This window comes from Halorubrum sp., assembly GCF_046498025.1.
Classification (GTDB): domain Archaea; phylum Halobacteriota; class Halobacteria; order Halobacteriales; family Haloferacaceae; genus Halorubrum.
In genome coordinates this window covers 48,962-71,477 of the sequence record NZ_JAWOBM010000043.1, presented here as the reverse complement: position 1 = coordinate 71,477, position 22,516 = coordinate 48,962, and the positions used below count along the sequence as shown (strand labels likewise).

At 70.4% G+C, this 22,516-nt stretch carries 21 protein-coding genes; 6 read left to right on the top strand and 15 right to left on the bottom strand.

All coding sequences use genetic code 11. The features are described from left to right. Positions 1-91 precede the first annotated feature (91 nt). The 3 genes from R6U01_RS09090 to R6U01_RS09080 form a co-directional block, all read right to left on the bottom strand. On the bottom strand, positions 92-1,000 hold the full coding sequence (locus R6U01_RS09090) for a Vms1/Ankzf1 family peptidyl-tRNA hydrolase (RefSeq protein ID WP_410286137.1): 909 nt from the start codon (positions 998-1,000) through the stop codon (positions 92-94). Positions 1,001-1,586: 586 nt separating this feature from the next. Next, entirely contained in the window at positions 1,587-1,931 is a 345-nt protein-coding gene (locus tag R6U01_RS09085) for a DUF5802 family protein (protein ID WP_410286136.1), read from the bottom strand. Between the two features lie 153 nt (positions 1,932-2,084). Further along, positions 2,085-3,155: an NADP-dependent phosphogluconate dehydrogenase gene (locus R6U01_RS09080; RefSeq protein WP_410286135.1), complete on the bottom strand. Its 1,071-nt coding sequence runs from the start codon at positions 3,153-3,155 to the stop codon at positions 2,085-2,087. Here R6U01_RS09080 and R6U01_RS09075 point away from each other — a divergent pair. Next, positions 3,154-3,630, top strand: a complete 477-nt coding sequence (locus tag R6U01_RS09075; protein ID WP_410286134.1) for a cupin domain-containing protein — start codon at positions 3,154-3,156, stop codon at positions 3,628-3,630. The two genes, R6U01_RS09080 and R6U01_RS09075, sit on opposite strands and share 2 nt — an antisense overlap. A 14-nt stretch (positions 3,631-3,644) precedes the next feature. Here the strand turns inward: R6U01_RS09075 and R6U01_RS09070 are convergent, their stop codons facing one another. After that, entirely contained in the window at positions 3,645-4,937 is a 1,293-nt protein-coding gene (locus R6U01_RS09070; protein ID WP_410286133.1) for a threonine synthase, read from the bottom strand. Positions 4,938-5,137: 200 nt separating this feature from the next. Between R6U01_RS09070 and R6U01_RS09065 the strand changes: the two genes are divergently transcribed. Beyond that, the gene (locus tag R6U01_RS09065) at positions 5,138-5,881 is read left to right on the top strand and encodes a helix-turn-helix domain-containing protein (RefSeq protein ID WP_410286132.1); all 744 of its coding nucleotides are present in this window, start codon (positions 5,138-5,140) and stop codon (positions 5,879-5,881) included. A 72-nt stretch (positions 5,882-5,953) separates the two neighbouring features. Here R6U01_RS09065 and gcvPB read toward each other — a convergent pair whose 3' ends face one another. The 4 genes from gcvPB to fen all read right to left on the bottom strand — a co-directional run bounded on the left by gcvPB (position 5,954) and on the right by fen (position 10,502). After that, positions 5,954-7,384, bottom strand: a complete 1,431-nt coding sequence (gcvPB, locus tag R6U01_RS09060; protein WP_410286131.1) for an aminomethyl-transferring glycine dehydrogenase subunit GcvPB — start codon at positions 7,382-7,384, stop codon at positions 5,954-5,956. Beyond that, positions 7,385-8,713 carry an aminomethyl-transferring glycine dehydrogenase subunit GcvPA gene (gene gcvPA / locus R6U01_RS09055; RefSeq protein ID WP_410286130.1) on the bottom strand — a complete coding sequence of 443 codons (1,329 nt, stop codon included), beginning with the start codon at positions 8,711-8,713 and terminating at the stop codon, positions 7,385-7,387. 135 nt (positions 8,714-8,848) lie between these two features. Next, positions 8,849-9,232, bottom strand: coding sequence for a glycine cleavage system protein GcvH (gcvH, locus tag R6U01_RS09050; protein ID WP_410286129.1), 384 nt, complete (start codon positions 9,230-9,232; stop codon positions 8,849-8,851). A gap of 292 nt (positions 9,233-9,524) precedes the next feature. Continuing rightward, on the bottom strand, positions 9,525-10,502 hold the full coding sequence (gene fen, locus R6U01_RS09045) for a flap endonuclease-1 (RefSeq protein ID WP_410286128.1): 978 nt from the start codon (positions 10,500-10,502) through the stop codon (positions 9,525-9,527). Between the two features lie 184 nt (positions 10,503-10,686). Between fen and fer the strand changes: the two genes are divergently transcribed. Further along, positions 10,687-11,334, top strand: coding sequence for a ferredoxin Fer (fer, locus tag R6U01_RS09040; protein ID WP_410286127.1), 648 nt, complete (start codon positions 10,687-10,689; stop codon positions 11,332-11,334). Positions 11,335-11,378: 44 nt separating this feature from the next. Here the strand turns inward: fer and R6U01_RS09035 are convergent, their stop codons facing one another. After that, the gene (locus R6U01_RS09035; protein WP_410286126.1) at positions 11,379-13,550 is read right to left on the bottom strand and encodes an OB-fold nucleic acid binding domain-containing protein; all 2,172 of its coding nucleotides are present in this window, start codon (positions 13,548-13,550) and stop codon (positions 11,379-11,381) included. Positions 13,551-13,702: 152 nt separating this feature from the next. Beyond that, a complete protein-coding gene (locus R6U01_RS09030; protein WP_410286125.1) occupies positions 13,703-14,317 on the bottom strand; it encodes a YIP1 family protein in 615 nt (204 codons plus the stop codon). A gap of 188 nt (positions 14,318-14,505) precedes the next feature. Here R6U01_RS09030 and R6U01_RS09025 point away from each other — a divergent pair, with 188 nt between their 5' ends. Continuing rightward, complete coding sequence (locus tag R6U01_RS09025) at positions 14,506-14,970, top strand: type IV pilin (RefSeq protein WP_410286124.1); 465 nt, start codon at positions 14,506-14,508, stop codon at positions 14,968-14,970. A gap of 44 nt (positions 14,971-15,014) precedes the next feature. Here the strand turns inward: R6U01_RS09025 and R6U01_RS09020 are convergent, their stop codons facing one another. Then, entirely contained in the window at positions 15,015-16,154 is a 1,140-nt protein-coding gene (locus R6U01_RS09020; protein ID WP_410286123.1) for a Gfo/Idh/MocA family protein, read from the bottom strand. Positions 16,155-16,169: 15 nt separating this feature from the next. Continuing rightward, positions 16,170-17,141: a sugar phosphate isomerase/epimerase family protein gene (locus R6U01_RS09015; RefSeq protein WP_410286122.1), complete on the bottom strand. Its 972-nt coding sequence runs from the start codon at positions 17,139-17,141 to the stop codon at positions 16,170-16,172. A 200-nt stretch (positions 17,142-17,341) separates the two neighbouring features. On the opposite strand from R6U01_RS09015, the gene R6U01_RS09010 reads away from it, so the two are divergent. Further along, a complete protein-coding gene (locus R6U01_RS09010) occupies positions 17,342-18,226 on the top strand; it encodes a PspA/IM30 family protein (RefSeq protein ID WP_410286121.1) in 885 nt (294 codons plus the stop codon). A 27-nt stretch (positions 18,227-18,253) separates the two neighbouring features. Here the strand turns inward: R6U01_RS09010 and R6U01_RS09005 are convergent, their stop codons facing one another. The 3 genes from R6U01_RS09005 to R6U01_RS08995 all read right to left on the bottom strand — a co-directional run bounded on the left by R6U01_RS09005 (position 18,254) and on the right by R6U01_RS08995 (position 20,841). Then, on the bottom strand, positions 18,254-19,303 hold the full coding sequence (locus R6U01_RS09005) for a dipeptide epimerase (RefSeq protein WP_410286120.1): 1,050 nt from the start codon (positions 19,301-19,303) through the stop codon (positions 18,254-18,256). Then, positions 19,300-20,406 carry a DUF1611 domain-containing protein gene (locus R6U01_RS09000; protein WP_410286119.1) on the bottom strand — a complete coding sequence of 369 codons (1,107 nt, stop codon included), beginning with the start codon at positions 20,404-20,406 and terminating at the stop codon, positions 19,300-19,302. The genes R6U01_RS09005 and R6U01_RS09000 overlap by 4 nt, the downstream gene beginning before the upstream one ends. 117 nt (positions 20,407-20,523) lie before the next feature. Beyond that, on the bottom strand, positions 20,524-20,841 hold the full coding sequence (locus R6U01_RS08995; protein ID WP_410286118.1) for a DUF5785 family protein: 318 nt from the start codon (positions 20,839-20,841) through the stop codon (positions 20,524-20,526). A 250-nt stretch (positions 20,842-21,091) separates the two neighbouring features. Between R6U01_RS08995 and R6U01_RS08990 the strand changes: the two genes are divergently transcribed. Next, positions 21,092-22,261, top strand: coding sequence for a glutathione-independent formaldehyde dehydrogenase (locus R6U01_RS08990; protein ID WP_410286117.1), 1,170 nt, complete (start codon positions 21,092-21,094; stop codon positions 22,259-22,261). Positions 22,262-22,516 lie beyond the last annotated feature (255 nt).

The window sequence follows — 22,516 nt, the reverse complement described above, 5'->3', positions numbered from 1 at the left end:
CTCCGTGTGAGAGTTCGCTACCATGTCACATAGTTAATACGCTCCTACCGCCCACGATCGGCCGATTTCGCGTCGGTCTCGACGGACCGAATCAGACCGCGTGGATCCGGGCGGTCCAGAAGTCGCGGAAGGCGTCTTCGAGGGCGGCCTCCGGCTTACCGGTCGCGTCCGAGACGTCGGTGACGTCTGCGTGCTCGCGGACCTCGCCGAGCACGCTCCGCTCGCCGACGACGATCACGCGGTCGAGGTCGGCCGCGTCGCCGACGGCGGCCAACTCTCGGCTCGCCTTTTTTAAGTGGTCGCGGATCTGGCCCTCGCGGCGGCGCTCGAAGCGCCCCTGCGAGAAGCCGCCCTTCGAGTGGGCCTCCTTCACGTCGGAGGTGAACCCCTCGAAGGCGACGCGCTCTCCGTCCTCGTAGGTCCCGAGCGCGAACGTGTCCGAGCGGACCACCGCGAAGGCGAACCGGCCGATCGGGCGGAACCAATCGTCCGCCAGCCGGAAGGCGTCGTCCCACCGGTCGAACGGGTCGGGCTCGATCGGGGGCGAGAGTGCCGCGCTCACGGCGCCGGAGTCGTCGGCGAGGACGACCGCGGGCGCGGCCCGCCGCACGAGTCGGGCGCGGTCGCCGAACCACTCGGAGACGCTCGTCGGGACCGCGTCGGCGTCCGGGACGAACGCCGTGAGCAGCCCCTCCGGGTCGTCGCTCTCGACGGCGCGGAAGCGACCGAGGACGTCGGTCAGTCGCTCGCCGCGGGCGTCGCTGACGCGGCGGAACTCGATCGAGGCCTCCTCGCTCGCGGCCCGACTCAGTCGCTCCTCTAACGACTCGATCCGGTGTTCGAGTTCGTTGACGCGCTCCTCGGCGCGCTGCCGGTCGGCGACCGCGTCCGAGCGGCGCTCCTCTTCGGCCTCGGCGCGGCGCTCGAGGTGTCGCTTCTCCTCTTCCAGCTCCGCGATCCGCTCTTTCAGCTCGGCGCGCCCGAGCAGCCTGTCGATCATACCGAATCCGCGACCCCCGGCGACCTAAAAGGTGCGCTGTGGCGAGGCGAACTTCGAAACTCCTTATAAATCGTCGCGGTGGCGTCGCCGGCGCTACGCGCCGGCTGCTAGCGAGAGCGAAGCTCTCGCCCTGCGCGCCCCGGTGAGCGGCCCGGAGGGCCGCGAACCGCCGGTGCGAGGGAGTCGCTGGCGCTATCGGCACCAGCGACGAGACTGGGGAGGCGTGAGGCTGTGGTCGCGGTCCCGCGAACGCAGTGAGCGGGAGCACGGAAGTCGCAGCCCGCGCAGCGAAGCGAGCAGGAACAGGGCGAGACCGGAGGTCTCGCTCGCTCACGCGGTGAAACCGCGTGACCGTCTTCCGGTGGTGCGGGGCGGGACTCAGAGGGGCAGCCGCGCTCCGCGAACCCCAGCGACGCAAGGACCGGAGGGAGTGAACGGAGTGAGCGACCGAGGACCGCAGCGAGCTGTGGGAGTCGAGCGCGGCTGGGGCTTTGGAGATGGCAACCGTCGATCCACGGTCATCGATTTATAAAAAAGCAATTAGAGCACCGACACCAACCCAGAAAACCGAATCCGTCTCGGAGTACTACGCGTTCACGAACGGCTCCCAGCCCCCCCAGCGCAGGAGCGTCTCGGCGCGGTCGGCGTCCGCCAGGAGGACGTTCTTCCGGTCCGGGAGGGTCTCGTCCGCGAGCTCGTGGGGGAGCGCGAGCGTTCCGCTCGGCACGTCTTCGTCGCCGGCGACCGGGATGTGGCCGGCACTCACCTTCATCACGAGCGGCGCGTCGAGTCGCTCGATCCCCTCGCCGTCCGCGTAGAGCTGCTCGTTGACGTGCTCGTGGTCGGCCCGCCGGATGACGGCGCGGTCGCCGTCGTGGGGCTCCACGTACAGTTCCCCCAGGTAGTACCCGCTCGAGAATCGCTCGAACATGCTATGCGTGGTATCCTCTGACACGACCATATATAAGCGTTACCCGGAACGCGATCGAATTCGATAATCGGCGATTCCGCGAGTTCCTGGGGCCCGCGGTCCCATACCCCCGTGATCCGATGCCCCTGCGATCCCGAGCCCCCCGCGACTCCGCTACTCCCCGTCGGATCGCCGCGCGACCTCGTGGCGTCCGAAGCCGTAGCGCAGGCGGTTCGCGAGCCGCCGCGAGAACCGGCCATCGTTCCGCGAGTCGAACCGCTCCGCGAGCGCCTGATAGATGAGCGGGACGGGCACCTCCTGTTCGAGCGCCTCCTCCACGGTCCACGTGCCGGTGGAGCCGCCGGCGACGCGGTCCGCGACGTCGCCCAGGTCGGACCCCTCCTCGCGGAACGCCTCCTCGCACAGCTCGAGGAGCCACGACCGGATCACGGCGCCGTTGTTCCACGTGCGCGCGACCGACTCCATGTCGAGGTCGTACCGCCCCTCGGCGAGCAGCTCGAACCCCTCGCCGTACGCCTGCATCAGCGCGTACTCCACGCCGTTGTGGACCATCTTCACGTAGTGGCCCGACCCCGACTCGCCCATCCGGTCGTGGCCGTCCGGCCCGGTCGCGACCGCGTCGAAGACCGGCACCAGCGCCTCGTAAGCCCACTCCGGGCCGCCGATCATCAGGGAGAAGCCCGCCTCCGCGCTTGCGGGCCCCCCCGACGTGCCGCAGTCGAGGTAGGCGGCGTCCGTCTCCTCGGCGCGCCGGACCGACTCGTGGAACCGGGAGTTGCCGCCGTCGACGACCACGTCGTCGCCGTCGAGGTGCGGCTCCAGGTCCGCGAGGGTGGCGTCGACCGCGTCGCCCGCGGGCACCATGAGCCAGATCCGCTTGCCGTCGCTCTCGTCCCCGCCAGAACCGTCCAGCCGCTCGCAGAGGTCTTCGACCGAGTCGGCGGGCGTCGCGCCCGCCTCCGCCGCGGTCGCGGTCGCCTCCGCCGAGAGGTCGAACGCCACCACGTCGTGGCCCGCCTCCAGCGACCGGTTCGCGACGATCTGCCCCATCCGCCCGAGTCCGATGACGCCGAGTTCCATGCGCGAGGGGTGGCGACCGCCCGCCGTAGTGGTTCCGGTTCGGGCGGGGGAGCGGCGCCTCGGCGACGGGACGACGCGCCGGCGGCGGAGCGGTTCCGAGGTCCCCCAACCGTTTTGCTCGCCGCTCCGATGACCCACATCCATGGCACGCGTTCACGAGGACGCCCTCGACTGGACAGAGACGGAGCGCGGCGAGACCCGGTTCCGCCGGAAGCAACTCGCCGAGGCGGCGGACGGCGAGGCGATCGGGTGCAGCCTCTACGAACTTCCGGCGGGGGCCAAATCGTGGCCGTACCACTATCACGCGGCCAACGAGGAGGCGCTCTACGTCCTCGCCGGCGAAGCGACCCTGCGGCACGGCGGCGAGACGCACGCGATCGGGGCCGGCGACTACGTCGCGTTCGCGGCGGACGAGTCCGGCGCGCACCGCGTCGTTAACGAGGGCGACGAGCCGGTGCGATACCTCCTGATATCGACGATGGCGGAGCCCGACGTGACGGTGTACCCCGACTCGGGCACGTTCGGCGTCTACGTCGGGTCGCCGCCGGGCGGCCGCGAGGAGCGCTCGCTGTCTGGGTACTACGACGTCGACGAGACCGTCGACTACTGGGACATGTAGGCGCGCTCGGCCGGTCAGGCGGCGTCGCCGTCGTCCGGTGTCGCCGGCTCGCCGTCGCCCCCGGTGGCCACCTCGCTCTCGGCGGCCTCGCGCTCCGCGTCGCGCTCGCCGAGGTGGGCCCGCAGCGCGTCGACGTCCTTGTTGCCCGCGCCGGTGTTCAGGAGGACGACGGTGTCGTCCGGCCCGAACTCACCGGACTCGGCCAGCGCGAACGCCCCCGAGACGCAGGCCGCGCAGGTCGCCCCGACCTCCAACCCCTCCGTCCGGGCGACCTCGATCGCGGCGTCGAAGATCGCTCGGTCCGTCGTCGCCACCGCGCCGCCGTCCGACTCCCGGACCGCGTCCAGGATGAGGCGACTCGCGCCGGGGTCCGGGATCGCGATCCCGTTGCAGGCGGTGTCCACCTCGTCGTCCGGGATCGGCTCGTGGCGGTCGACACCCGACTCGTACGCGTCGACGACCGGCGCACAGCCCGCCGCCTGCGCGACGTACATCGGGACGAGTTCGTCGGTCCACCCCAGATCGCGGGCCTCGCGGGCCGCCTTGTGCATCCCGACGAGCCCGACGCCGCCGCCGGTGGGGTAGACGACGCCGTCGGGCGCCTCCCAGTCGAGCTGTTCGAGGAGCTCCAACGCCATCGTCTTCTTCCCCTCGTGGCGGTACGGCGTGACGAACGTCTTCGCCGAGTACCAGTCCGGGTGCTCGTCCATCGCCTCGGCGTACGCCGCCCCGGCGTCGCCGATCTGCGAGTTCCCGTCTATCGGGTCGGTGACGGTGAGGTCGGCGCCGTGGACCTCCGTCATGGCCTTCTGCGTGAACCCCGCCCGCGACGGGAGGAAGACGTGGGCGTCGAGGTCCGCCCGGGCGGCGTACGCGGCCGCCGCCTGTCCGGCGTTGCCGGCGCTGTTCAACGCGACCTCCGTCGCGCCGTGTTGGCGCGCGGCCGTCATCGCGAGCGACTGCCCGCGGTCCTTGAACGTCCCGGTCGGGTTCGCCCCCTCGTCTTTCAGCAGGACCCGCCCGACGCCCATCGCGTCGGCGAGGGCGGGACACTCGACCAGCGGCGTCGCGCCTTCCCCGAGCGACACCGCCGTCTCGGGCGCGAACGGGAGCAGCTCCGCGTACCGCCACATCGACTCGAAGGGGCGCTCCGCGAGCGTCGCCGGCGTCAGGTCGACCCGATCGTAGTCGTACGCGGGGTCCAGGATCCCGTCGCAGTCGGGACAGCGGTGGGTCGCCGTCGCCGCGTCGAACGTCTCTCCGCAGTCGACACACGAGAGCCCGGTGAACGCGTCGGTCGTCTCCATGGGCCGCGCTCGGGCGCGTCCGACTTCGGTCCACCGATCCCGGCGAGGCGCCCGGAGAGGGGCGGGCCGGAGGGCCTCGAACCGCCGGTCGGTACTTAACTCCGAAACGAATGAAGGGACAGCGGCAGGGAGCGAACCGTCGTAGGCTCTGTACGAATGTCTCCACACGACGGCGGGTCGGCGGCAGAGGGGTGGAACCGATGAGCCGAACGCGGCTGCGCGTCCGGCTCCCGACCGATTCCTGGCTCGGCGCGGTCTCGCGCGCGTCCCCCGAGGCGACGCTCCGAGCGACGGGCACGGTCGCCGCCGACGAGGGCGACGTCACCGCGCTGACGGTGACCGGAGCCGACCGTCCGCGCGTCGTCGAGGCTCTCCGCGACCGCGACGACGCCGACCGGACCGAGGTCGTCGAACGGGGGCGGGCGGAGACGATCGTCCGCGTGACCGGACCGGCGCCGTCGTACGTCGCGGCGGCGCGACGGGCCGGGGTCCCGCTCGAGTCGGCCGTCGAGGTCAGGGACGGGCGGGCGACCCTCGCGGTGGTCGACGACCGCGAGCGGCTCTCGGCGTTCGGCCGACGGCTCGCGGCCGAAGGCGCCACGGTCGAATCGGCCGGCGGCGACGAGTCGGAGCCGGTCCTCACGCAGGCCCAGCGCGACCTCGTCCGTGCGGCGATCGAGGCGGGGTACTACGACACCCCCCGCGAGTGCACGCTCACAGAGCTGGCCGCCGACCGCGACATCGCCAAGTCCACCTGCAGCGAGACGCTCCACCGCGCCGAGGGTCGAGTGTTGCGTCGGTTCGTCGAAGACGAGTCGATGCTCGTCGCCGAATGGACCGACGACAAACCCGACGAAACGACGACGGGGCACGCAGAGGACGCCGAGGACGCCCGCGCGCTCGACCTCGCCGAGACCGTCGGTGTCACTCCCACCGAGCCGTGATTCCCGACGTCACCGAACCGTGATCACCGACGTCACCGGCCAGTCCGGTTATCGCACCGGCGACGCTCCGCCCTACTCCTCGTCGAGCGCCTGCCACGAGAGCCGCGGATTCCGCGCGGCGGAGACCTGGTCGATTCGGCCCGCGGCGGTCCGGTTCGGGGCGGCGTCGAGCGCCTCGTCGGTGTCGGCGTACGCGAGGTTGAACGCCTCCGCGAGGTCGTCGAGCGACGATCGCCCCTCGATCTCGGTCGGCTCCGTCAGCATCGCCTCGGGCACCATCTCCGGCCACTTCGTCGTCGGCGGGTGGACGCCGAAATCGAGCATGCGCTTGGCGACGTCGGCGGCGTCGCGCTCGCCCGCCGTCGCCGCGAACTCGTGGTGGAAGGGACCGTGGGGCACGTCGAGGTCGATCCGCTCGGCGAGGTAGTTCGCGTTTAATACGGCCTTCGCGGCCGCGTCGGCGAGCCCCTCGTCGCCGAGCCGAGCGATGTACGCGTACGCCTTGACGAGGACGAGCCAGTTGCCGGTGAATCCGTGGACCTTCCCGATGGAGTGCTCGGGGTCGAAGCGCTCGTACCCGCTGACGTTCTCGTTCTCGCGGACCTGCGGGGCGGGGAGGAACTCGGCCAGCTCGCCGACGACGCCGACCGGACCAGCGCCGGGACCGCCGCCGCCGTGCGGGGTCGCGAACGTCTTGTGAACGTTGTAGTGCATCACGTCGAACCCCATGTCGCCGGGGCGGCCGCGACCGAGCAGCGCGTTGAGGTTCGCGCCGTCGTAGTAGAGCAGCCCGCCCGCGTCGTGGACGATCTCGGCGATCTCCGTGATGTCGCGCTCGAAGAGCCCGACGGTGTTCGGGTTGGTTAACATGAGGGCGGCCGTGTCGTCGCCGACGGCCGCCTCGAGCGCCTCGACGTCGACCCGTCCGTCTTCGCCGGAGGGGAGTTCAACCACGTCGTAGCCGGCGGTCGCCGCGGTCGCGAAGTTCGTCCCGTGCGCGGAGGCCGGGATCACGACCTCGGACCGGTCGTTGGCGTGGTGCTCGTGGTACGCCTTCGCGACGAGGATGCCGGTGAGCTCGCCGGCCGCGCCCGCCGGGGGCTGGAGCGTCACGGCGTCCATGCCGCCGATCTCGGCGAGGAACTCCTGGAGGCGGTACTGCAGTTCGAGGTTCCCTTGCACGGACCGCTCCGAGCGGTCCGGGTGGACCGCCGCGTTCGGATCGGCGGCGACGTCCTCGGTGAACTTGGGGTTGTACTTCATCGTGCAGCTCCCGAGCGGGTACGGCCCGGAGTCGATCGCCCAGTTCATCTGCGAGAGCCGGGTGTAGTGGCGGGCGATCTCCGGCTCCGAGGGCGCGGGGAGCGTGAGCTCGTCCCGCGTCAGGTCGTCCGGGAGCGGCGAGTCCTCGGTCACGTCGACGGTCGCCTCGCCCTTCTCCGAGAGCAGGGGCTCCCGGAGGTCCTCGGCCTCGCGCTCGTAGGTGGCCTGGTCGTGAATCACTCAGACCACCTCCTCGAACGCCGCGACGAGGTCGTCCGTCCGGCCCGCGTTCAGGTCGGTCACGCACACCTGCAGGAGGTGTTCGCCGACGACGTGGACCGCGAACCCCGCTCCCTCGAGGTCCTCGGCGATCGCCGCGGCCGGCTGGTCGACGCGCACGGCGAACTCCCGGACGTGGTGGCGGTCGTGGACCGGCGCGACGGCGCCGTCGACCTCGTCGATCCGGTCGGCGAGTGCGGCCGCCTCGCGGACGCAGTCGTTCGCGAGGTCGACGAGGCCGTCCGGCCCGAGCGTCGCCGCGTGGATCGCCGCGCGGAGCGCGACCCACGCCTGGTTCGTGCAGATGTTGGAGGTCGCCCGCTCCTTCCGGATGTGCTGTTCGCGGGTCTGGAGCGTGAGCGTGAACGCGCGGTCGCCGTCGGCGTCCTCGCTCGCGCCGACGAGCCGCCCCGGCACCTGCCGGAGGAACTCGTCGCTGCAGGCGAAGATCCCGAGCCCCATCCCGTAGGCGGTCGGGAGCCCGAGCGCGCCGGCCTCGCCGACGACGACGTCGGCGCCGACGCTCGCCGGTTCCTCGAGGACCGCGAGCGAGACGACGTCCGACCCCAACACGAACAGCGCGTCGGCGTCGGCCGCGAGGTCGCCTATCGCTCCGAGCCGCTCCTCGACGCAGCCGCGGACCGTCGGGTTCTCGGCGTACACCATGACGACGTCCTCGCCGACGCGGTCGGCGAGCGCGTCGACGTCGGCGTTGCCGTCGACCATCGGGTACGGCTCGACGGTCAGGTCGGCGCCGGCGCAGTAGTTCGCGAGCACCGCCCGCTTCCCCTCGCGGAGGTGCTCGGGGACGAGGACGGTGTCGCCCGCGGTCGAACGGACGCGGTCCGCGAGCGTCGCCGCCTCGCCGAGCGCGGTCGCGGCGTCGTACATCGAGCAGTTCGCGACCGGGAGCCCCGTCAGCTCCACGAGCATCGACTGGTACTCGAACAGCGCCTGAAGGAACCCCTGCGAGATCTCGGGTTGGTACTGGGTGTAGCTCGTGAGGAACTCCGCGCGGTCCGAGAGGTGGTCGACGACGCTCGGCACGTAGTGGCCGTAGTGGCCGCGCCCGAGGAACTCGGTCAGGCCGTCGTTCCGGCCGAAGATCTGCGAGCACTCCGCGCGGATCTCCCGCTCCGTGCGCGGTTCGATCCCGAACGCGCCGTCGAAGGCGACGTCGTCGGGGATGTCGAACAGCGCCTCCTCGTCGTCCACGCCGATCGCCGAGAGCATCGCCGCGGTCTCGTCGTCGGTGTGCGGCGCGTACGGGGAGCCGCTCGTCCCGCTCATCGGTCCGCTCCCGCGCGTCCGCCGTCGCTCTGTCGTTCGGTGCCGGGTCGTCCGTCGAATGGGTGGGTGGTCATGGTCGTGTGTCCGCTGGTGTGTCCCGCGTTCGCGGGTCGCTCCGTCGGTGGTCCGCGCTCGCTACGCGATCTGCGCGTCGTACTCGTCGGGGCCGAGGAGCCCCTCGGCGTCGCCGCCGTCGCTCGGGTCGACCTCCAGCATCCAGCCGTCGCCGTACGGGTCCTCGTTGACGAGCTCGGGCCGGTCGAACAGCTCCTCGTTGACGGCGACGACCTCGCCCGAGACGGGGGCGTACAGGTCCGAGACGGCCTTGATCGACTCGACGACGCCGAACGCCTCGCCGGCGACCACCTCGTCGCCGACCTCGGGGAGCTCGACGAAGACGACGTCGCCCAGCTCGTCCTGTGCGAAGTCGGTGACGCCGATCCGGACGGTGTCGTCGTCGGTCGTGGTCCACTCGTGCGATTCCAGGTACCGTAACTCGTCGGGAACTTCGAAGCTCATTGGTGAAATGGGTCGTCGTGGGACACTCGAAGCGGGCGCGATCCGCCCGACGCACGCCACCGCGCCGCGCGCGTCCGCCGGACCCGCGTCCGCGGGGCGATGACCGACGGGATTCGCGGTCGAGAGGTGGTCCACGACACGTGTGACTCACTCTTTCCACGACGAGGAAATAAAAGGTATGTTCGCGGCGGTCGCGTGGTCGCCTCACTCGTCTCGCCGGCAACGCAGTGGGACCGGCGTCGGGGCCGGGGCGACGGTCGGGAGGTCGGACGACTCCGAACCGGGCCGACGCTCACGACCACCGGTCGAGGCCGGTCTGGACCTGCGACTCTCTGATTCGCTCGAAGCCCCGCTCGACCTCGTCGGCGGCGACGCCCCACTCGTCGACGACGTAGGCGCGCGCGGCCCCCACGTCGGGGTTCATCTCGGTGTCGACGTCGACGTCCGTCGCCGGCGGGTGCATGAACAGCTCCCGGATCTCGGCGGCGTTCGGGATCTCGGCGCCGCGCGCGTCGAGGACGCCCCACAGGTCGCCGTGCTCTTTGACCGCCGTCACGGCTGTCTTCGGGCCGACGCCGTGGACGCCCTCGTTGAAGTCGGTGCCGCACAGCATGGCGACGTCGACGAGTCCCTGTCGGTCGAGCCCGAGTTCGTCGAGCGTCGCCGCTAGGTCCATCAGCTCCGGGTTCCCCTTGCTCGTGAGCTGCCGAAGGGTCGTCGGGGCGCCGAACAGGAGGGCGTCGTAGTCCTCGCTGCCGACGTGATCGACGGATCCCGTCGCCGCCATGTGCGCGCACTGCGCCTCCCCCTCCGCCGGCGCCTCCACGATCGGCACGTCGAGCAGGCGGAGCAGCTCGCGGGTCGTCTCCTGAATCGTGTCGGTGAGCCGCTGCGTGCGGGCGTCCAGTCGGGCGGCCTCGATCGCGTCGCCGCGCTCGACGGCCGCCGATCGCCGCTCCTCGGCTCCCTCGCGCTTTTGTCGTCGGTCGGCGACCTCGTCGGCCTTCAGGTCGGTGACGTCCCCGTCGAACACCATCACGGGGACCAGGTCGTGTTCGAAGAACTTCGGGAGCCCCTGGACGACGCCGATCAGGTTCGCGACCTCGACGCCGTCGGCGGTGGTGTACTTCTCCCCGCTCGTCCACTTGACCGTCGTCGTGAGGTACCGGTACAGCCAGTTGTGCGCGTCGACGGCGACGACGCTCCCCGCGATCTCCTCGAAGGTGACGTCCCGGATCGAAGCGAGGTCGCGTAGGTCCGCGTTTCCCATTACTCGATCCGTCGTCGTCGCGACTCTTAAACCATCGACTCGCGGGGCGGTCGGTCGACGGCTGACCGCCCGCAGACCGCTAGACGCCCGTCGGAGTGGCCGTCCCGCGCCCGGCCGAACGCCTCCGATCGCTGCCGGCTTGTGTGCCGTTTATGTGCGTCGATCGATTAGGGTCCGACACCGAATGGTGTCGCCGTTCGAGGTGTTGAAAGTAGACGAAGACGCCGACGAGGCCGCGATCGAGCGCGCCTACCGCGCCCGGGTAAAGGAGGCGCACCCGGACCAAGGCGGGACGGTCGAGGAGTTCCAGCTCGTCAGGCGCGCCTATCGCGAGATCGACGAGCGGTCGGAGAACGGGGACGCGGACCGCGCGGCCGCCGACGTGGACCTGACCGACGAGGGGGAGGCTCCCGAGGTGGAGCCGGCCCGGGTCGACTTCCTCGATTACGACGTGCTCGCCGACTACGGCTGGTCGCTCGACGACGACGACCTGTTTACGAAGGCGTCGCACGCCGACCTCAGCGCCGCGGAGCACGGCCGCCTGCTCGTACAGCCCGACGAGAGCCTCCTGGAGGCGGCCGAGAACCGCGGGTTCGGGTGGCCGTTCTCCTGTCGAGGCGGCGCCTGCGCGAACTGCGCGGTCTATCTCGTCGAGGGGGAGCTCTCACAGCCGGCAAACCACATCATGCCCGACGAGCTCGCCGAGGAGGGCTTCCGCCTCTCGTGTAACGGCTATCCGGTGAGCGACGAGCTGAAGATCGTGTTCAACGTGAAGCACCTCGCCGAGCTCGACGACCTCATCCTCCCGCCGGGACCGTTCACTCGGCGGTGAGCGGGGTCGCGTCCTCGAAGACCGGGCCCGAGCTGCGGGCGCGTTCAGAACCTCTCGGCGATGGCGGCGACGACGGCGTCTTCGACCGCGTCGCGCTCGCCCGAGAGGAACTCGATTTTGCCCTCGCGGAGCCCGGCCGTCGTGACGTCGGCGGCGGGCGCGAGCTCGGCCGCGCGCTCGGCGACGTCGCGGACGGAGACGTCCGCGCTCGTTCGGACGTACAGCTCGTCGGTGCCGATCCCGACGGTCGCGTGCGACTCGCCGTTGGCGCGCCGGCGGTGGAGGTCGTCGAGCAGGAGCGGCGTCGGCGGGAAGTCGTAGCGGTGGGTGTAGCCGTCGGTGTCGAGCACGTCGAACTCCACGCCGTCGACCGCCTCGGTGACGACGTTCGCCGTCGCGGTCGCCACCTCGGTCTCCAGCTTCTCGCGGAACTGCTCGGAGACGTGCGCCGCGAGGTTGCCGCCGTCCTCGAAGAGGAGGTCGGCGACGAGCTCGCGTTTGTCCTGGTACGACTGGTAGTACGCCTCTAAGGCGATCGCCTCGCGGAGCTCGGCGACGCGCTCGACGTCGTAGCCCGCGTCGCGCGCGAGGTCGACGTAGCGGTCGGGGGTGTCGGCCCAGTAGCTAACGGCCGGGAGGTGCCGCAGGTCGTCGCGGACGTCGTCGTTGACCGCGGAGGCCAGCGAGGCGACCAGCGCGCCCGTCGAGAGGTCGCCCTCGATCGACTCGATCTCCGGGGAGACGAGCGTGTCGACGGCCTCGCGGGTCTCGGGGTCGGCGACCTCTGCGTCGACGACGACCGCGTCGACGCCGTAGACGGAGAGCAGGTCGATGCCGTCGGCGGACTCCACCGTCGAGCCGGTGCCGACGAGGAGGAACAGCGGGAGCTTCTCGTCGTGGCGGTCGCGGTCCTGCAGCATGCGGGTCGCGTCGTTCGTCGCCGCGTCCATCCCGTACACCGGGTCGTCGAGCGGACGGCGGGTGAAGTAGTGGTACTCGGCGTCGCTCTTGGCGTGCTCGTCGCGGATCAGCGGGAGCACGGCGCGCTCGACCGCCGCGCCCGCGACGTAGCCGTCGGCGGTGGCGGGGTGGCGCACGACGATCGGGCGCGACTCGAGGACCGCGCGGCGGATCGCCTCCGCGGCGTCGAGCAGTCCGTCGGCGAGCTGGGCGACCGTCTCGTCGCCCGCGAGCGGCTGCAGTCCGTCGGGACGCGCCTCGTCGGTGAGGGCCTCGGCGAGTCGGCGCCGCACGGCGTCGGCGTCCGCGCCCTCGAGGAGCACGAGCGCCTCCGACTCGACCTGCACGTCGCCGCGGTGGCTCTCGACCTCGCCGTCGATCCGAACCACGTCGCCGACCTCGACGTTCGGGTACGCGCGGGTGCCGGGGTCGACGAACGCGGCGACGTCGACCACACCGGTCTCGTCGCGCACCTCGAAGACCGTCGGGCCGCCCGTCTGTCGGACGCTAACGACTTCGCCGTCCATTCGGACCGAGTCGCCGACGGCCTCGGAGAGCGTGCCGATGTCGACGCGCTCGCGGTCGCCCTCGATCTCGTCGGCGTCGTCGGGTTCGGACTCGTCCGCGACGTCGGCGGTCTCGCTCGCCTCGGCGAACGTCTCGGCTCCGGGCTCGTCTCCGTCGTCCTCCTCGGTCTCGGCCGGCTCGGTGGTGTCGACTTCGGTGCCGGCGTCCCCGACCGCCGCCTCGGCTCCGGTTCCGTCGCTCGCCTCGGCGTACGTCTCGGCTCCGCTCTCGTCGTCGGCGTTCGCGCTCTCGTCTCCGTCGTCGCCCGCGCTCTCGTCGTCGCTCCCGCCCTCGTCGGCGTCTTCCTCGGGCAGGTGCTCGGTGTCGCCGTCCTGGACGAGCACGCCGCGGAACTCGCGGTCCGCCTGGCGGATCGACCACGCGAGGTCGATGTTCCCGTTGTCGCGAACGCCTTTCACCTGCACGAACACCTCGTCGCCGGGCTCCCAGTCGAGGCTGTCGAGGCGACGGTCGAGCTCGGAGCGGTGAAGCAGCCCGGTCACCCCCGGAGCGAGGTCGATGAACACGCCGAACTCGGCGTAGCCGTCGACGACGCCGCGGTAGAACCGGTCGGGTACGAGCTGATCGGGGGCGTTCCCCTGGAAGTCGAACACGACGTCTTCCTGGTGCGGATCGCAGATGCGACCGCCACCGTCGACGTCGACGCCACAGATGATACAGGATCCCATTTGAGTACACCGAGAGCCTCGGGCCTAAAACGGTTGTCGAAAGCCTCGCGGGAGCTACGCCGCGGGAACGGTCGCCGCAGCGCGCTCCAGCTACAGCCGGGGCGACCCCTTCGGCGGCCTCGACGACCGACCGACCGGGGGCGCCGGGCGATCTACCCGAATAAGACCCGGACCGACGCGATCACGCGGTAGCCGACGCCGTAGCCGAGCACCGCCGGCGGGACGCCGGCGACGAGGGTTCGGAGGGGCGTCGTCCGGTGGACGGTCCGGAACCCGATGAGGAGCAGCGCCGCCGCGTACGCGCCGCAGACGACACGCAGCTCCGGGATCGGCGGTCCGGCGAGCGCCATCGGTGAGCTCGCGTACGCGACGACCTGAACGGTCTCGCTGACGCCGCCGCGGTCGCGCAGCGCGAGGCCGTCGTCGATCTCGACGCTGGCGACGATGACGCTCACCGTCGCGACCGCCGCGGTCAGGTGGAGTCCGACGGGGGCCGCGAGCGCGATCACGACGAGGAGCGTCACGACCGCGGAGAGGGGACGGGACCCGACGATCCCGGGGATCGCGGAGGGCTCGGTGACCATCCACCCGAGCGCGAACGCGGCGGCCACGGCGACGGCGAACGTCAGCGCCGGCGCCTGATCGCCGGGCGCCACGCCGTTCGCGAAGAGGCGACGCGGCCGAACGAGGGCCTCGACCCACGCCCGAGCGAGCCCGCGTGGCCCCCGCGCCCGTCCGCCCACCGGATCGTCGATCCACGATGTCACGTGCCCCCTTCGAGTGGGTGGAATAACGGGGTTCCGATTCCGGACTGTCCGCGGGGGTTCGAGTCCGGACTGACCGTGGGGGCCGGATCACCGCGGCCGCACCTCCCGCGGCACCGACGCCCGCCCGTTCTCCCGTCTGATAAGCGGCGGCTAAACCCTTATACGACTCCGCTCGGAGTCGCATCCGAATGTGCGCGTTCCGGAACGACGAGCGGGGGTTCACCCCGGTGGCCGGCACGGGACTGCTCGTCGTCGTCGTCGTCCTGCTGTTGGCGGTCGTCGGGGCCGCGGTGTTCGGCCTGATCGACGGGGTCGCCCCGCCGGACGCGGAGTTCCAGGTCGAGCGGGAAGACGGCGAACTCGTCGTCGTCTCCGCCGGTCCCGAGCCCGTCGCCGCCGAGGAGCTGTACGTCCGCGGCGAGGACCCCGACGGCGAGATTGAGTTCGGCGCGTGGCCGGGCGACGGGGTCGTCGAACCCGGCGATCGCGTGACCATCCCGAACGCGACCGGGAACGAGCAGGTCGACGTGGTGTGGGAGCCCGTCGCGTTCGACACCCGCGAGACGCTCGGGACCTACGAGGGCGAGGACTCGGCGATAAGCGAGTGGGCCGAGGAGGAGCCGGGCTCGGACCCGCTCGGCGGCGGCTTCTGAGCGGTCGCGTCACGGCCGGGTGACCCCCGCCGACCGCGCCGGCCTCACCCGACCGAGATCCACTCGCCGCGCTCGTCCGAGCGCTCGACCGCGCGGAGTACCTCCTGGACCGCGTACCCCTCCGCGAACGACGGCGAGAACGACCCGCCCTCGGCGACGGCGGAGAGAAACTCGTAATTCTCGTGGACGAAGGTGTGTTCCCACCCGATCACGTGTCCGGGGGGCCACCACCGGTCGACGTAGGGGTCCGTCTCGTCCGTGACGAGGACCGTCTGGTAGCCGCGGTCGTCCCCGCGGAGCACCTCCAGCTCGTTGAGCCGCTCTAAGGAGAACTTCAGACTCCCCTCGGAGCCGTGTACCGCGATCGCGTGGTCGTTCTTGTGTCCCGTCGCGAACCGGCTCGCCTCGAAGGTGCCGGTCGCGCCCGACTCGTAGGCGACCTGCGCCGAGTAGGCGTCGTCGACGGTCACGTCGCGGTACTCCTCGACGGCGGGGTCGTCGCCGTCGGCGTACACCGGCCGCTCGTCGACGAACGTCTGCAGGTGCCCGGAGACGCGGTCGATCCCGCCGGCCTCGTCGCCCACGAGGAAGTTCGCGAGGTCGATCGTGTGCGCGCCGAGGTCGCCGAGCGCGCCCGAGCCCGCCATGTCGGCGTCCATCCGCCACGCCCAGGGCGCCTCGGGGTCGACGAGCCAGTCCTGCAGGTAGCGGCCGCGGACCTGTCGGATCTCGCCGATCTCGCCGTCTTCGATCAGCCCCTTCGCGTAGCGGATCGCCGGCACGAACCGGTAGTTGAACGCGGTCCCGGCGGGGACGTCCGCCGCGGCCGCGGCGTCGCGCATCGCTTCGGCCTCCTCGAGGGTCGGCGCGAGCGGCTTCTCACAGAGGACGGGGACCCCCGCGTCGAGGGCCGCGATTGACGGCTCCGCGTGGACGTGGTTGGGCCCGAGGTTGTAGAAGACGTCCACCTCGTCGAGCGCGTCCGCCCAGTCGGTCGCCGTGTGCGCGAAGCCGAAGCGCTCCGCGGCGTCGGCGAGGGCCTCCTCGTCGCGTCCGACGAGCGTGTGGCGCTCGACCGCGGGCGCGTCCGGGAAGAACATCGGGAGTCGCGCCAGCGCGTTCGCGTGCGCCTTGCCCATGAACCGATACCCCAGCACGCCGATCGTCAGTGGTTCCCGTGTCATGATCTCGTCCTCCGTCTACTCCGCCCAGTAGGCGTCGCCCGGTTCGGTCGCGAAGACCGCTCGGTCGAGCACGTCGACCGCCTTCTCTAGCCCCTCGCGCGAGGAGGTGAGCGAGTCCTCGTGTTCGATCGAGAGCGCGCCCTCGTAGCCAACCATCCGGAGCGTCGAGACGACGTCCTTCCAGTGGCCCTCGCCGTGGCCGTAGCCGATCGAGCGGAACAGCCACGAGCGGTCCGGTTCCTCCGTGTAGCTCGTCGTGTCGAGCACGCCCTTCACGCGGGCGTTGGCGTCGTACACTTTCGTGTCCTTGGCGTGGACGTGGTGGATGGCGTCACGCTCGCCCAAAAAGCGGATCGCCTCGGTCGCGTCGATCCCCTGCCAGTAGAGGTGTGACGGGTCGAAGTTGGCGCCGATCCGCTCGTTCGTGGCCTCCCGCAGCGCGAGCAGCCCGGTCGGCTCGTACACGAGCATGTTCGGGTGCATCTCGATGGCGACGTCGACGCCGTGGCCCTCGGCGTGGTCCGCCAGGTCCCTCCAGTACGGGATCGCGACCTCGTCCCACTGGTGCTCGTGGGCGTCGGCGTGCTCGCTCGGCCACGGCGCCGTTACCCAGTTCGGCGTCGAGTCGCCGGGCGCGCCCGCGGGGAGCCCGGAGAAGCAGGTCACCGCGTCGACGCCGAGCAGGTCGGCCAGCTCGATCGCCTCCCGGAGCTCGCGGTCGGCCGCCTCGGCGCGTTCCTCGTCGGGGTGAAGCGGATTGTTGTGCGTCGCCAGCGCCGAGATCCGGAGGTCGTGACGGTCGAGCAGTCCGAGCAGTTCCTCGCGCTCGGTCTCGTCTGCGAGGAGCGCCCGGCGGTCGACGTGGTCTTCGCCCGGCCACCCGCCGACCCCGAGCTCGACTGCGTCGACGCCGATCGACTCGAGGTACGCGGCCGCGTCGCCGATCGATTCGCCGCCCAGCGGAACGGTCAGTACACCGATGTCCATGCGCGAGGGTTGTACAACATCCCGAATAAACCTTCAGGAACTGGGGACGAGTCGCGAGCGCCGCCGCGGAAGTTCCGATCGGACCCCCCGGGGAGCGTCGGTTCTCGCTCCCGTTTCGAGGGGCATCCACGGCGTTTCCGTCGCGTGCGGGCCCGCGAAACCACATGAGGTTTTAACGGGTGGAACGCGTATGACGGACCATGGGAATCCTCTCGCGCGCCTCCTACGTCATCCGCTCGAAGCTGAACGCCCTCTTGAACCGAGCGGAGGATCCGACCGAGTCGCTCGACTACTCGTACGAACAGATGCGCGACGAGCTTCAGGACGTCAAACAGGGGATCGCCGACCTGACGACACAGAAGAAGCGGCTGGAGATTCAAAAGCGCAAGCTCGATGAGAACGTCGAGAAGCACAACCGGCAGGCCCGCGAGGCGGTCCAGCAGGACCGCGACGACCTCGCGCGGAAGGCCCTCGAGAAGAAGAAGTCGAAGATGGCCCAGATCGAGGAGCTGGAGGGCCAGATCGCGAAGTTAAACCACACCCAGGACCAGCTCGTCGAGAAGAAGAACAAGCTCCAGAACCGCATCGAGGAGTTCCGCACGAGGAAGGAGACGATGAAGGCCCGCTACGAGGCCGCAGAGGCGTCCTCGCGCGTCTCCGAGGCGATGACCGGGGTCGGCGACGAGATGGAGGACGTGAGCCGGTCGATCGAGCGCGCCGAGGAGCGGACCGAGGAGATGGAGGCGCGCGCCGAGGCGATGGACGAGCTGGAGGAGACCGGCGCCTTCGAGGACGCGCTCTCGGACAAGGACTCCATCGACAGAGAGCTGGAGAGCCTCTCGACGGACAGCGAGGTCGACGCCGAGTTGGAGACGCTCAAGGGCGAGCTCGGAAAGGGCGGCTCCGCGAGCGACGACGTCGACGCGAGCACCGACGAGGAGATCGACGAGGAGCTGGCCGACATCGAGTCCGAGATCGACACGGACGACCTCGAGGCCGACGTCGCCGACGACGCCGAGGCGGAGGAGGAGGTCGACGTCGAGCTGGAGGAGTCGGAAGTCGACGCCGACGAACCGCGGAACTGACGCGCTAGGAACCGCGGAACTGACGCGTTACCGCTCTCCGCGCGGTCGGGCGCCGGTCCCCGCCCAGTCCTGTTCTCCGAGCCGGATCTCGCCGCCCTTCAGCCCGATCCCGTCGTACGGGTCCTCGGCGAGCAGCAGGGAGCCGTCGAGGTCGGCGTAGTCGAGGAGCGGCGCCAGCTGCGCGGCCGCCGCGATCGACGCGTTCGACTCGATCATGCAGCCGCACATCACCTCCAGTCCGTGAGCGCGCGCGGTCGCGATCATCCGTCTCGCCTCCAGCAGCCCGCCGGTCTTCATCAGCTTCAGGTTCGCGATGTCACAGCGGTCGGCGATCGCGGGGACGTCGGAGAGCGTGACGCACGACTCGTCCGCCGCGACGGGGAGCGCCGAGCGCTCGTAGACGAACCGGAGCCCCTCGGGCTCCTCGGCGGGCACGGGCTGCTCGACGAACTCCACGTCTCGCTCGGCGAGCCACTCGCTCTTTTCGACCGCCTCGCGGGGAGTCCAGGCCTCGTTGGCGTCCACGCGGAGCCGGGCGTCCGGCGCGGCCTCGCGGACCGCGTCGATCAGGTCGCGGTCCCGGTCGGTGCCGAGCTTGATCTTGAGGACGGGGTATCCCGCCTCGACGGCGGTCTCCGCCTTCTCGCGGACGCGCTCCGTCTCGTCGAGTCCGATCGTGTAGGAAGTCGCGGGCGCGGTCGAGGGGTCGAGGCCCCAGAGGCGGTACAGCGGGACGCCGAGCCGCTTCGCGGCGAGGTCGTGGACGGCGATGGACACGGCGGCCCGGGCGGCGGGATTGTCGCCGATCGCGCTCGCCATCCGGGCCTCGACCTCGTGGAACGCGTGCGGGTCGTCGACCGACTCGACGATCGACAGGAGTTCCGGAAGCACCGCCTCGACCGTCCCGGCCGTCTCTCCGTAGTGGACGGCGGGGGCCGCGCCGCCGATTCCGGTCATTCCGCCTTCGTCCGTGATCCGGACGATCACGTTCTCGGCGTCGGTCTGGGTGCCACGTGAAATGGTGAACGGGTTCTCCAGCGGGAGCGAGACCCGTTCGAACTCGGTATCGAGGCTCATTCGCTCGCGGGCCCCTCGTCGTCGACCCCGCCGTCGGCGGTCGCGGTCGCCTCCCCGAGCCCCGCGTCGACGATCCCGTCGACGATCGCCTCGGCGCCGTCCCTCACCGGATCGGCCGCTGGCGCTCCGAGCTCGTCGCCGAAGTCGGTGACGGCGTCGGCGGCGGTCGCGTCGTCGTCGACGTCTTTGGTGTTGAGCGCCCCGGCCACGACGCTCGTCTCGTGGACGGGCGCCGAGAGTCCCTCGTAGAGGTCGACGTAGTCCGCGAGCGTCGGGAGCGAGAACGACTCGTAGCCGTGGACCGCCTCTCGGCCCGCGGCGTGACAGAGGACGAGCCCGTCGGCCATCGAGCCGTGGAGGATGCCGCAGGTGACCGCCGAGTAGGCGGGGTGGACGATGCTCCCCTGTCCCTCGACGACGAGGAGGTCGTGGTCGTCGCCGATCTCGACGAGCATCTCCTCGACCGCGCCGGCGGTGAAGTCGGAGACGACGCGGTCGATCGGGTTCCCCCAGCCGGCGATCATGATGCCGGTCTGGCCGGTCGGGACGAACGCCGCGTCGATCCCGCGCTCGCGGGCCGCGGCGACGATCTCCAGCGAGGCCGTCATCTTCCCGACCGAGCAGTCGGTGCCGACCGTGAGCACGACGTCGGCGTCGACGTCGCCGGAGGCGCCCGTCGCCACCGTCAGGTCGTCGTCGGGCTCGCGGACGTCGACGAGGTCGACGCCGTGCTCGGCGGCCAGCGCGGCGAACTCCTCGTCCTCGTTCAGGAAGTAGTGGAGGCCGCTGACCACGTCGCACCCGGCCTCGATGGCGGCCTCGACGTCGGCGCGCCACGACTCGTCGAAGCCCCCACCGATCGGCGCGATACCGATGTAGAAGGCGTCCAGGTCGCCGGCGGCGGCCGCGTATGCCTCGTCGAACGACGCGACGATCGGCGCGTCCGCCACGTCGGGGACGTGGTCGCTGACGCGGTCGCCGGCGCGGTCGCGGTCGAGGACGGCCCGCACCTCTTGGTCGCCGTAACGCATCACGCCGAGGGCGGTCTTCGCGCGGTCGGGGAACTTCTCGTGGGCGAGAATGGCAATCCGTTCGTCGCTCATGGCGAGTCGGTCACCCCATGTACGCTTAAAAGGGTCGGCCGAGGTCGGCGGGTCTCTGCGATCCGTCGCCTCGTGCGGGGCGATCGTCGCCGGTCGCACTCGCGGTGGCCGCTCGTTTCAGGCCCGGTCGCGGACGAAGTGGTCGGCGCCTTCGTAGAACCAGTACCCGTTCTCGCGCATCGCCCGGCCGAGTTCCTGATGGAACTCGACGAAGTCGTCGAACTCCTCCTTCTCGACGCCCTCGAAGATCTCCTCGACGGAGACGACGGTCTCGTAGTCGATCCGGATCGGATGGTCGCCGTACGCCTCGACGTACTCCGCGGCCGACAGCGGGAAGTCCTCCTCCTCGTCGATCTTCTTCGCGAGCACGGCGTGGCCGTACTGCCGCATACCCTCGCTGCCCTGCTCCCCGTCGGGGTCGTGTGGCCAGTCCATACCCTCCGTTTACCGTGCCGCAGGAAAGTCGTTGCGCTCCGCCGAACGCGCGTCGGGCCGCCAGCGCGGTGGGGGTCCGTCCTGCCGGTCGCGTCGCCAGCGCGGTGGCGGTCCGTCCTACTGGCCGATCCACGGCTTCCGGCTTGGCCCGACGTGCGTCTTAGTTGAATTATAACACGATTTATTAACAGTATCTATAATTGAAAAACATTTAGAATACCTCGGAGAGCTTGTTAGCTCGGATCCCAACATGAAAGCAGTAGTATACCAAGGCCCGTACGAAGTGGCGGTAGAGGAGGTTGACGACCCGGAGATCGAGCACCCGAACGACATCGTCATCGACATCACGACCTCGTGTATCTGCGGTTCGGACCTGCACATGTACGAGGGTCGGACCGCGGCGGAGGAGGGAATCGTCTTCGGGCACGAGAACATGGGGATCGTCTCGGAAGTGGGCGAGGCGGTCTCGACGCTGGAGGAGGGCGACCGCGTGGTCATGCCGTTCAACGTCTCCTGCGGCTTCTGTCAGAACTGCGAGGAGGGGTACACCGGCTTCTGTACCAACGTCAACCCCGGCTTCGCGGGCGGCGCGTACGGCTACGTCGCCATGGGGCCGTATCCGGGCGGACAGGCCGAGAAACTGCGCGTCCCGTACGCCGATCACAACGCCCTGAAACTCCCCGAGGGACGGGAGCACGAGGACGCGTTCTCGCTGCTCGCGGACATCTTCCCGACCGGTTGGCACGGCACGGAGCTGGCGAACCTCCAGCCCGGCGAGTCGGTCGCCGTCTTCGGCGCCGGCCCGGTCGGACTGATGGCCGCGTACAGCGCGAAGATCAAGGGCGCGGCCGAGATCTACGTCGTCGACCAGGTGCCGAGTCGACTGGAACTGGCCGAGGACCACTGCGACGCGACCGCCATCGACTTCTCCGAGGGCGACCCGGTCGACCAGATCATCGAGGAACACGGCGGGATGGTCGACAAGGGCGTCGACGCGGTCGGGTATCAGGCGACCGACCCCGAGGACGTCGACACCGACACCGAGGACTACTCCTACGACCCGGCCAAGGAGAACCCGGCGGTCGTGATCAACAACCTCATCCGCGTCGTCCGGCCGACCGGCGAACTCGGCATTCCCGGTCTGTATGTGCCGGAGGACCCGGGCGCCCCCGACGACATGGCAGCGCAGGGGCGGCTCGGCATCGACTTCGGGAAGTTCTTCGAGAAGGGGCTGAAGTGCGGAACGGGTCAGTGTAACGTCAAGTCGTACAACCGGTACCTCCGCGACATGATCATCGAGGGACGCGCGGACCCGAGCTGGGTCGTCTCGCACCGCGTCGACCTCGAGGAGGCGCCGGAGATGTACGAGGCGTTCGACGCGCGAGAGGAGGGCGTCACGAAGGTCCTGCTCGAGCCCTGAATCGCCGAGGCTCCGCCCCGCGGTCGCCGGTCCGAATTTTTGCTTCGTTGAAATCCTCGTACGGGTACGTATTCTCGCGGCCGCGCTGAATGGAGCGGCTGAGTTCTGTGAGACCGGTTCCTCCCCGGTCGCCACGACATCCGTGGCGCAGCCGAGTCGGGGAGACCATTCTGAGAGTGCTACTCTCAGTCGAATGCGTCTCAATTCGTCTTCAGACGTTCGTTTGGAAATGCGCGACCATCCCGTCGAACAAAA

Excerpts from the sequence above, each read along its gene's own strand:
- R6U01_RS09090 (WP_410286137.1), bottom strand. The coding sequence starts at position 1,000 with ATGATCGACAGGCTGCTCGGGCGCGCCGAGCTGAAAGAGCGGATCGCG.
- R6U01_RS09085 (WP_410286136.1), bottom strand. The coding sequence starts at position 1,931 with ATGTTCGAGCGATTCTCGAGCGGGTACTACCTGGGGGAACTGTACGTG.
- R6U01_RS09075 (WP_410286134.1), top strand. The coding sequence starts at position 3,154 with ATGGCACGCGTTCACGAGGACGCCCTCGACTGGACAGAGACGGAGCGC.
- R6U01_RS09080 (WP_410286135.1), bottom strand. The coding sequence starts at position 3,155 with ATGGATGTGGGTCATCGGAGCGGCGAGCAAAACGGTTGGGGGACCTCG.
- R6U01_RS09070 (WP_410286133.1), bottom strand. The coding sequence starts at position 4,937 with ATGGAGACGACCGACGCGTTCACCGGGCTCTCGTGTGTCGACTGCGGA.
- R6U01_RS09065 (WP_410286132.1), top strand. The coding sequence starts at position 5,138 with ATGAGCCGAACGCGGCTGCGCGTCCGGCTCCCGACCGATTCCTGGCTC.
- gcvPA (WP_410286130.1), bottom strand. The coding sequence starts at position 8,713 with ATGAGCGGGACGAGCGGCTCCCCGTACGCGCCGCACACCGACGACGAG.
- gcvH (WP_410286129.1), bottom strand. The coding sequence starts at position 9,232 with ATGAGCTTCGAAGTTCCCGACGAGTTACGGTACCTGGAATCGCACGAG.
- fen (WP_410286128.1), bottom strand. The coding sequence starts at position 10,502 with ATGGGAAACGCGGACCTACGCGACCTCGCTTCGATCCGGGACGTCACC.
- fer (WP_410286127.1), top strand. The coding sequence starts at position 10,687 with ATGGTGTCGCCGTTCGAGGTGTTGAAAGTAGACGAAGACGCCGACGAG.
- R6U01_RS09035 (WP_410286126.1), bottom strand. The coding sequence starts at position 13,550 with ATGGGATCCTGTATCATCTGTGGCGTCGACGTCGACGGTGGCGGTCGC.
- R6U01_RS09025 (WP_410286124.1), top strand. The coding sequence starts at position 14,506 with ATGTGCGCGTTCCGGAACGACGAGCGGGGGTTCACCCCGGTGGCCGGC.
- R6U01_RS09020 (WP_410286123.1), bottom strand. The coding sequence starts at position 16,154 with ATGACACGGGAACCACTGACGATCGGCGTGCTGGGGTATCGGTTCATG.
- R6U01_RS09015 (WP_410286122.1), bottom strand. The coding sequence starts at position 17,141 with ATGGACATCGGTGTACTGACCGTTCCGCTGGGCGGCGAATCGATCGGC.
- R6U01_RS09010 (WP_410286121.1), top strand. The coding sequence starts at position 17,342 with ATGGGAATCCTCTCGCGCGCCTCCTACGTCATCCGCTCGAAGCTGAAC.
- R6U01_RS09005 (WP_410286120.1), bottom strand. The coding sequence starts at position 19,303 with ATGAGCCTCGATACCGAGTTCGAACGGGTCTCGCTCCCGCTGGAGAAC.
- R6U01_RS09000 (WP_410286119.1), bottom strand. The coding sequence starts at position 20,406 with ATGAGCGACGAACGGATTGCCATTCTCGCCCACGAGAAGTTCCCCGAC.
- R6U01_RS08995 (WP_410286118.1), bottom strand. The coding sequence starts at position 20,841 with ATGGACTGGCCACACGACCCCGACGGGGAGCAGGGCAGCGAGGGTATG.
- R6U01_RS08990 (WP_410286117.1), top strand. The coding sequence starts at position 21,092 with ATGAAAGCAGTAGTATACCAAGGCCCGTACGAAGTGGCGGTAGAGGAG.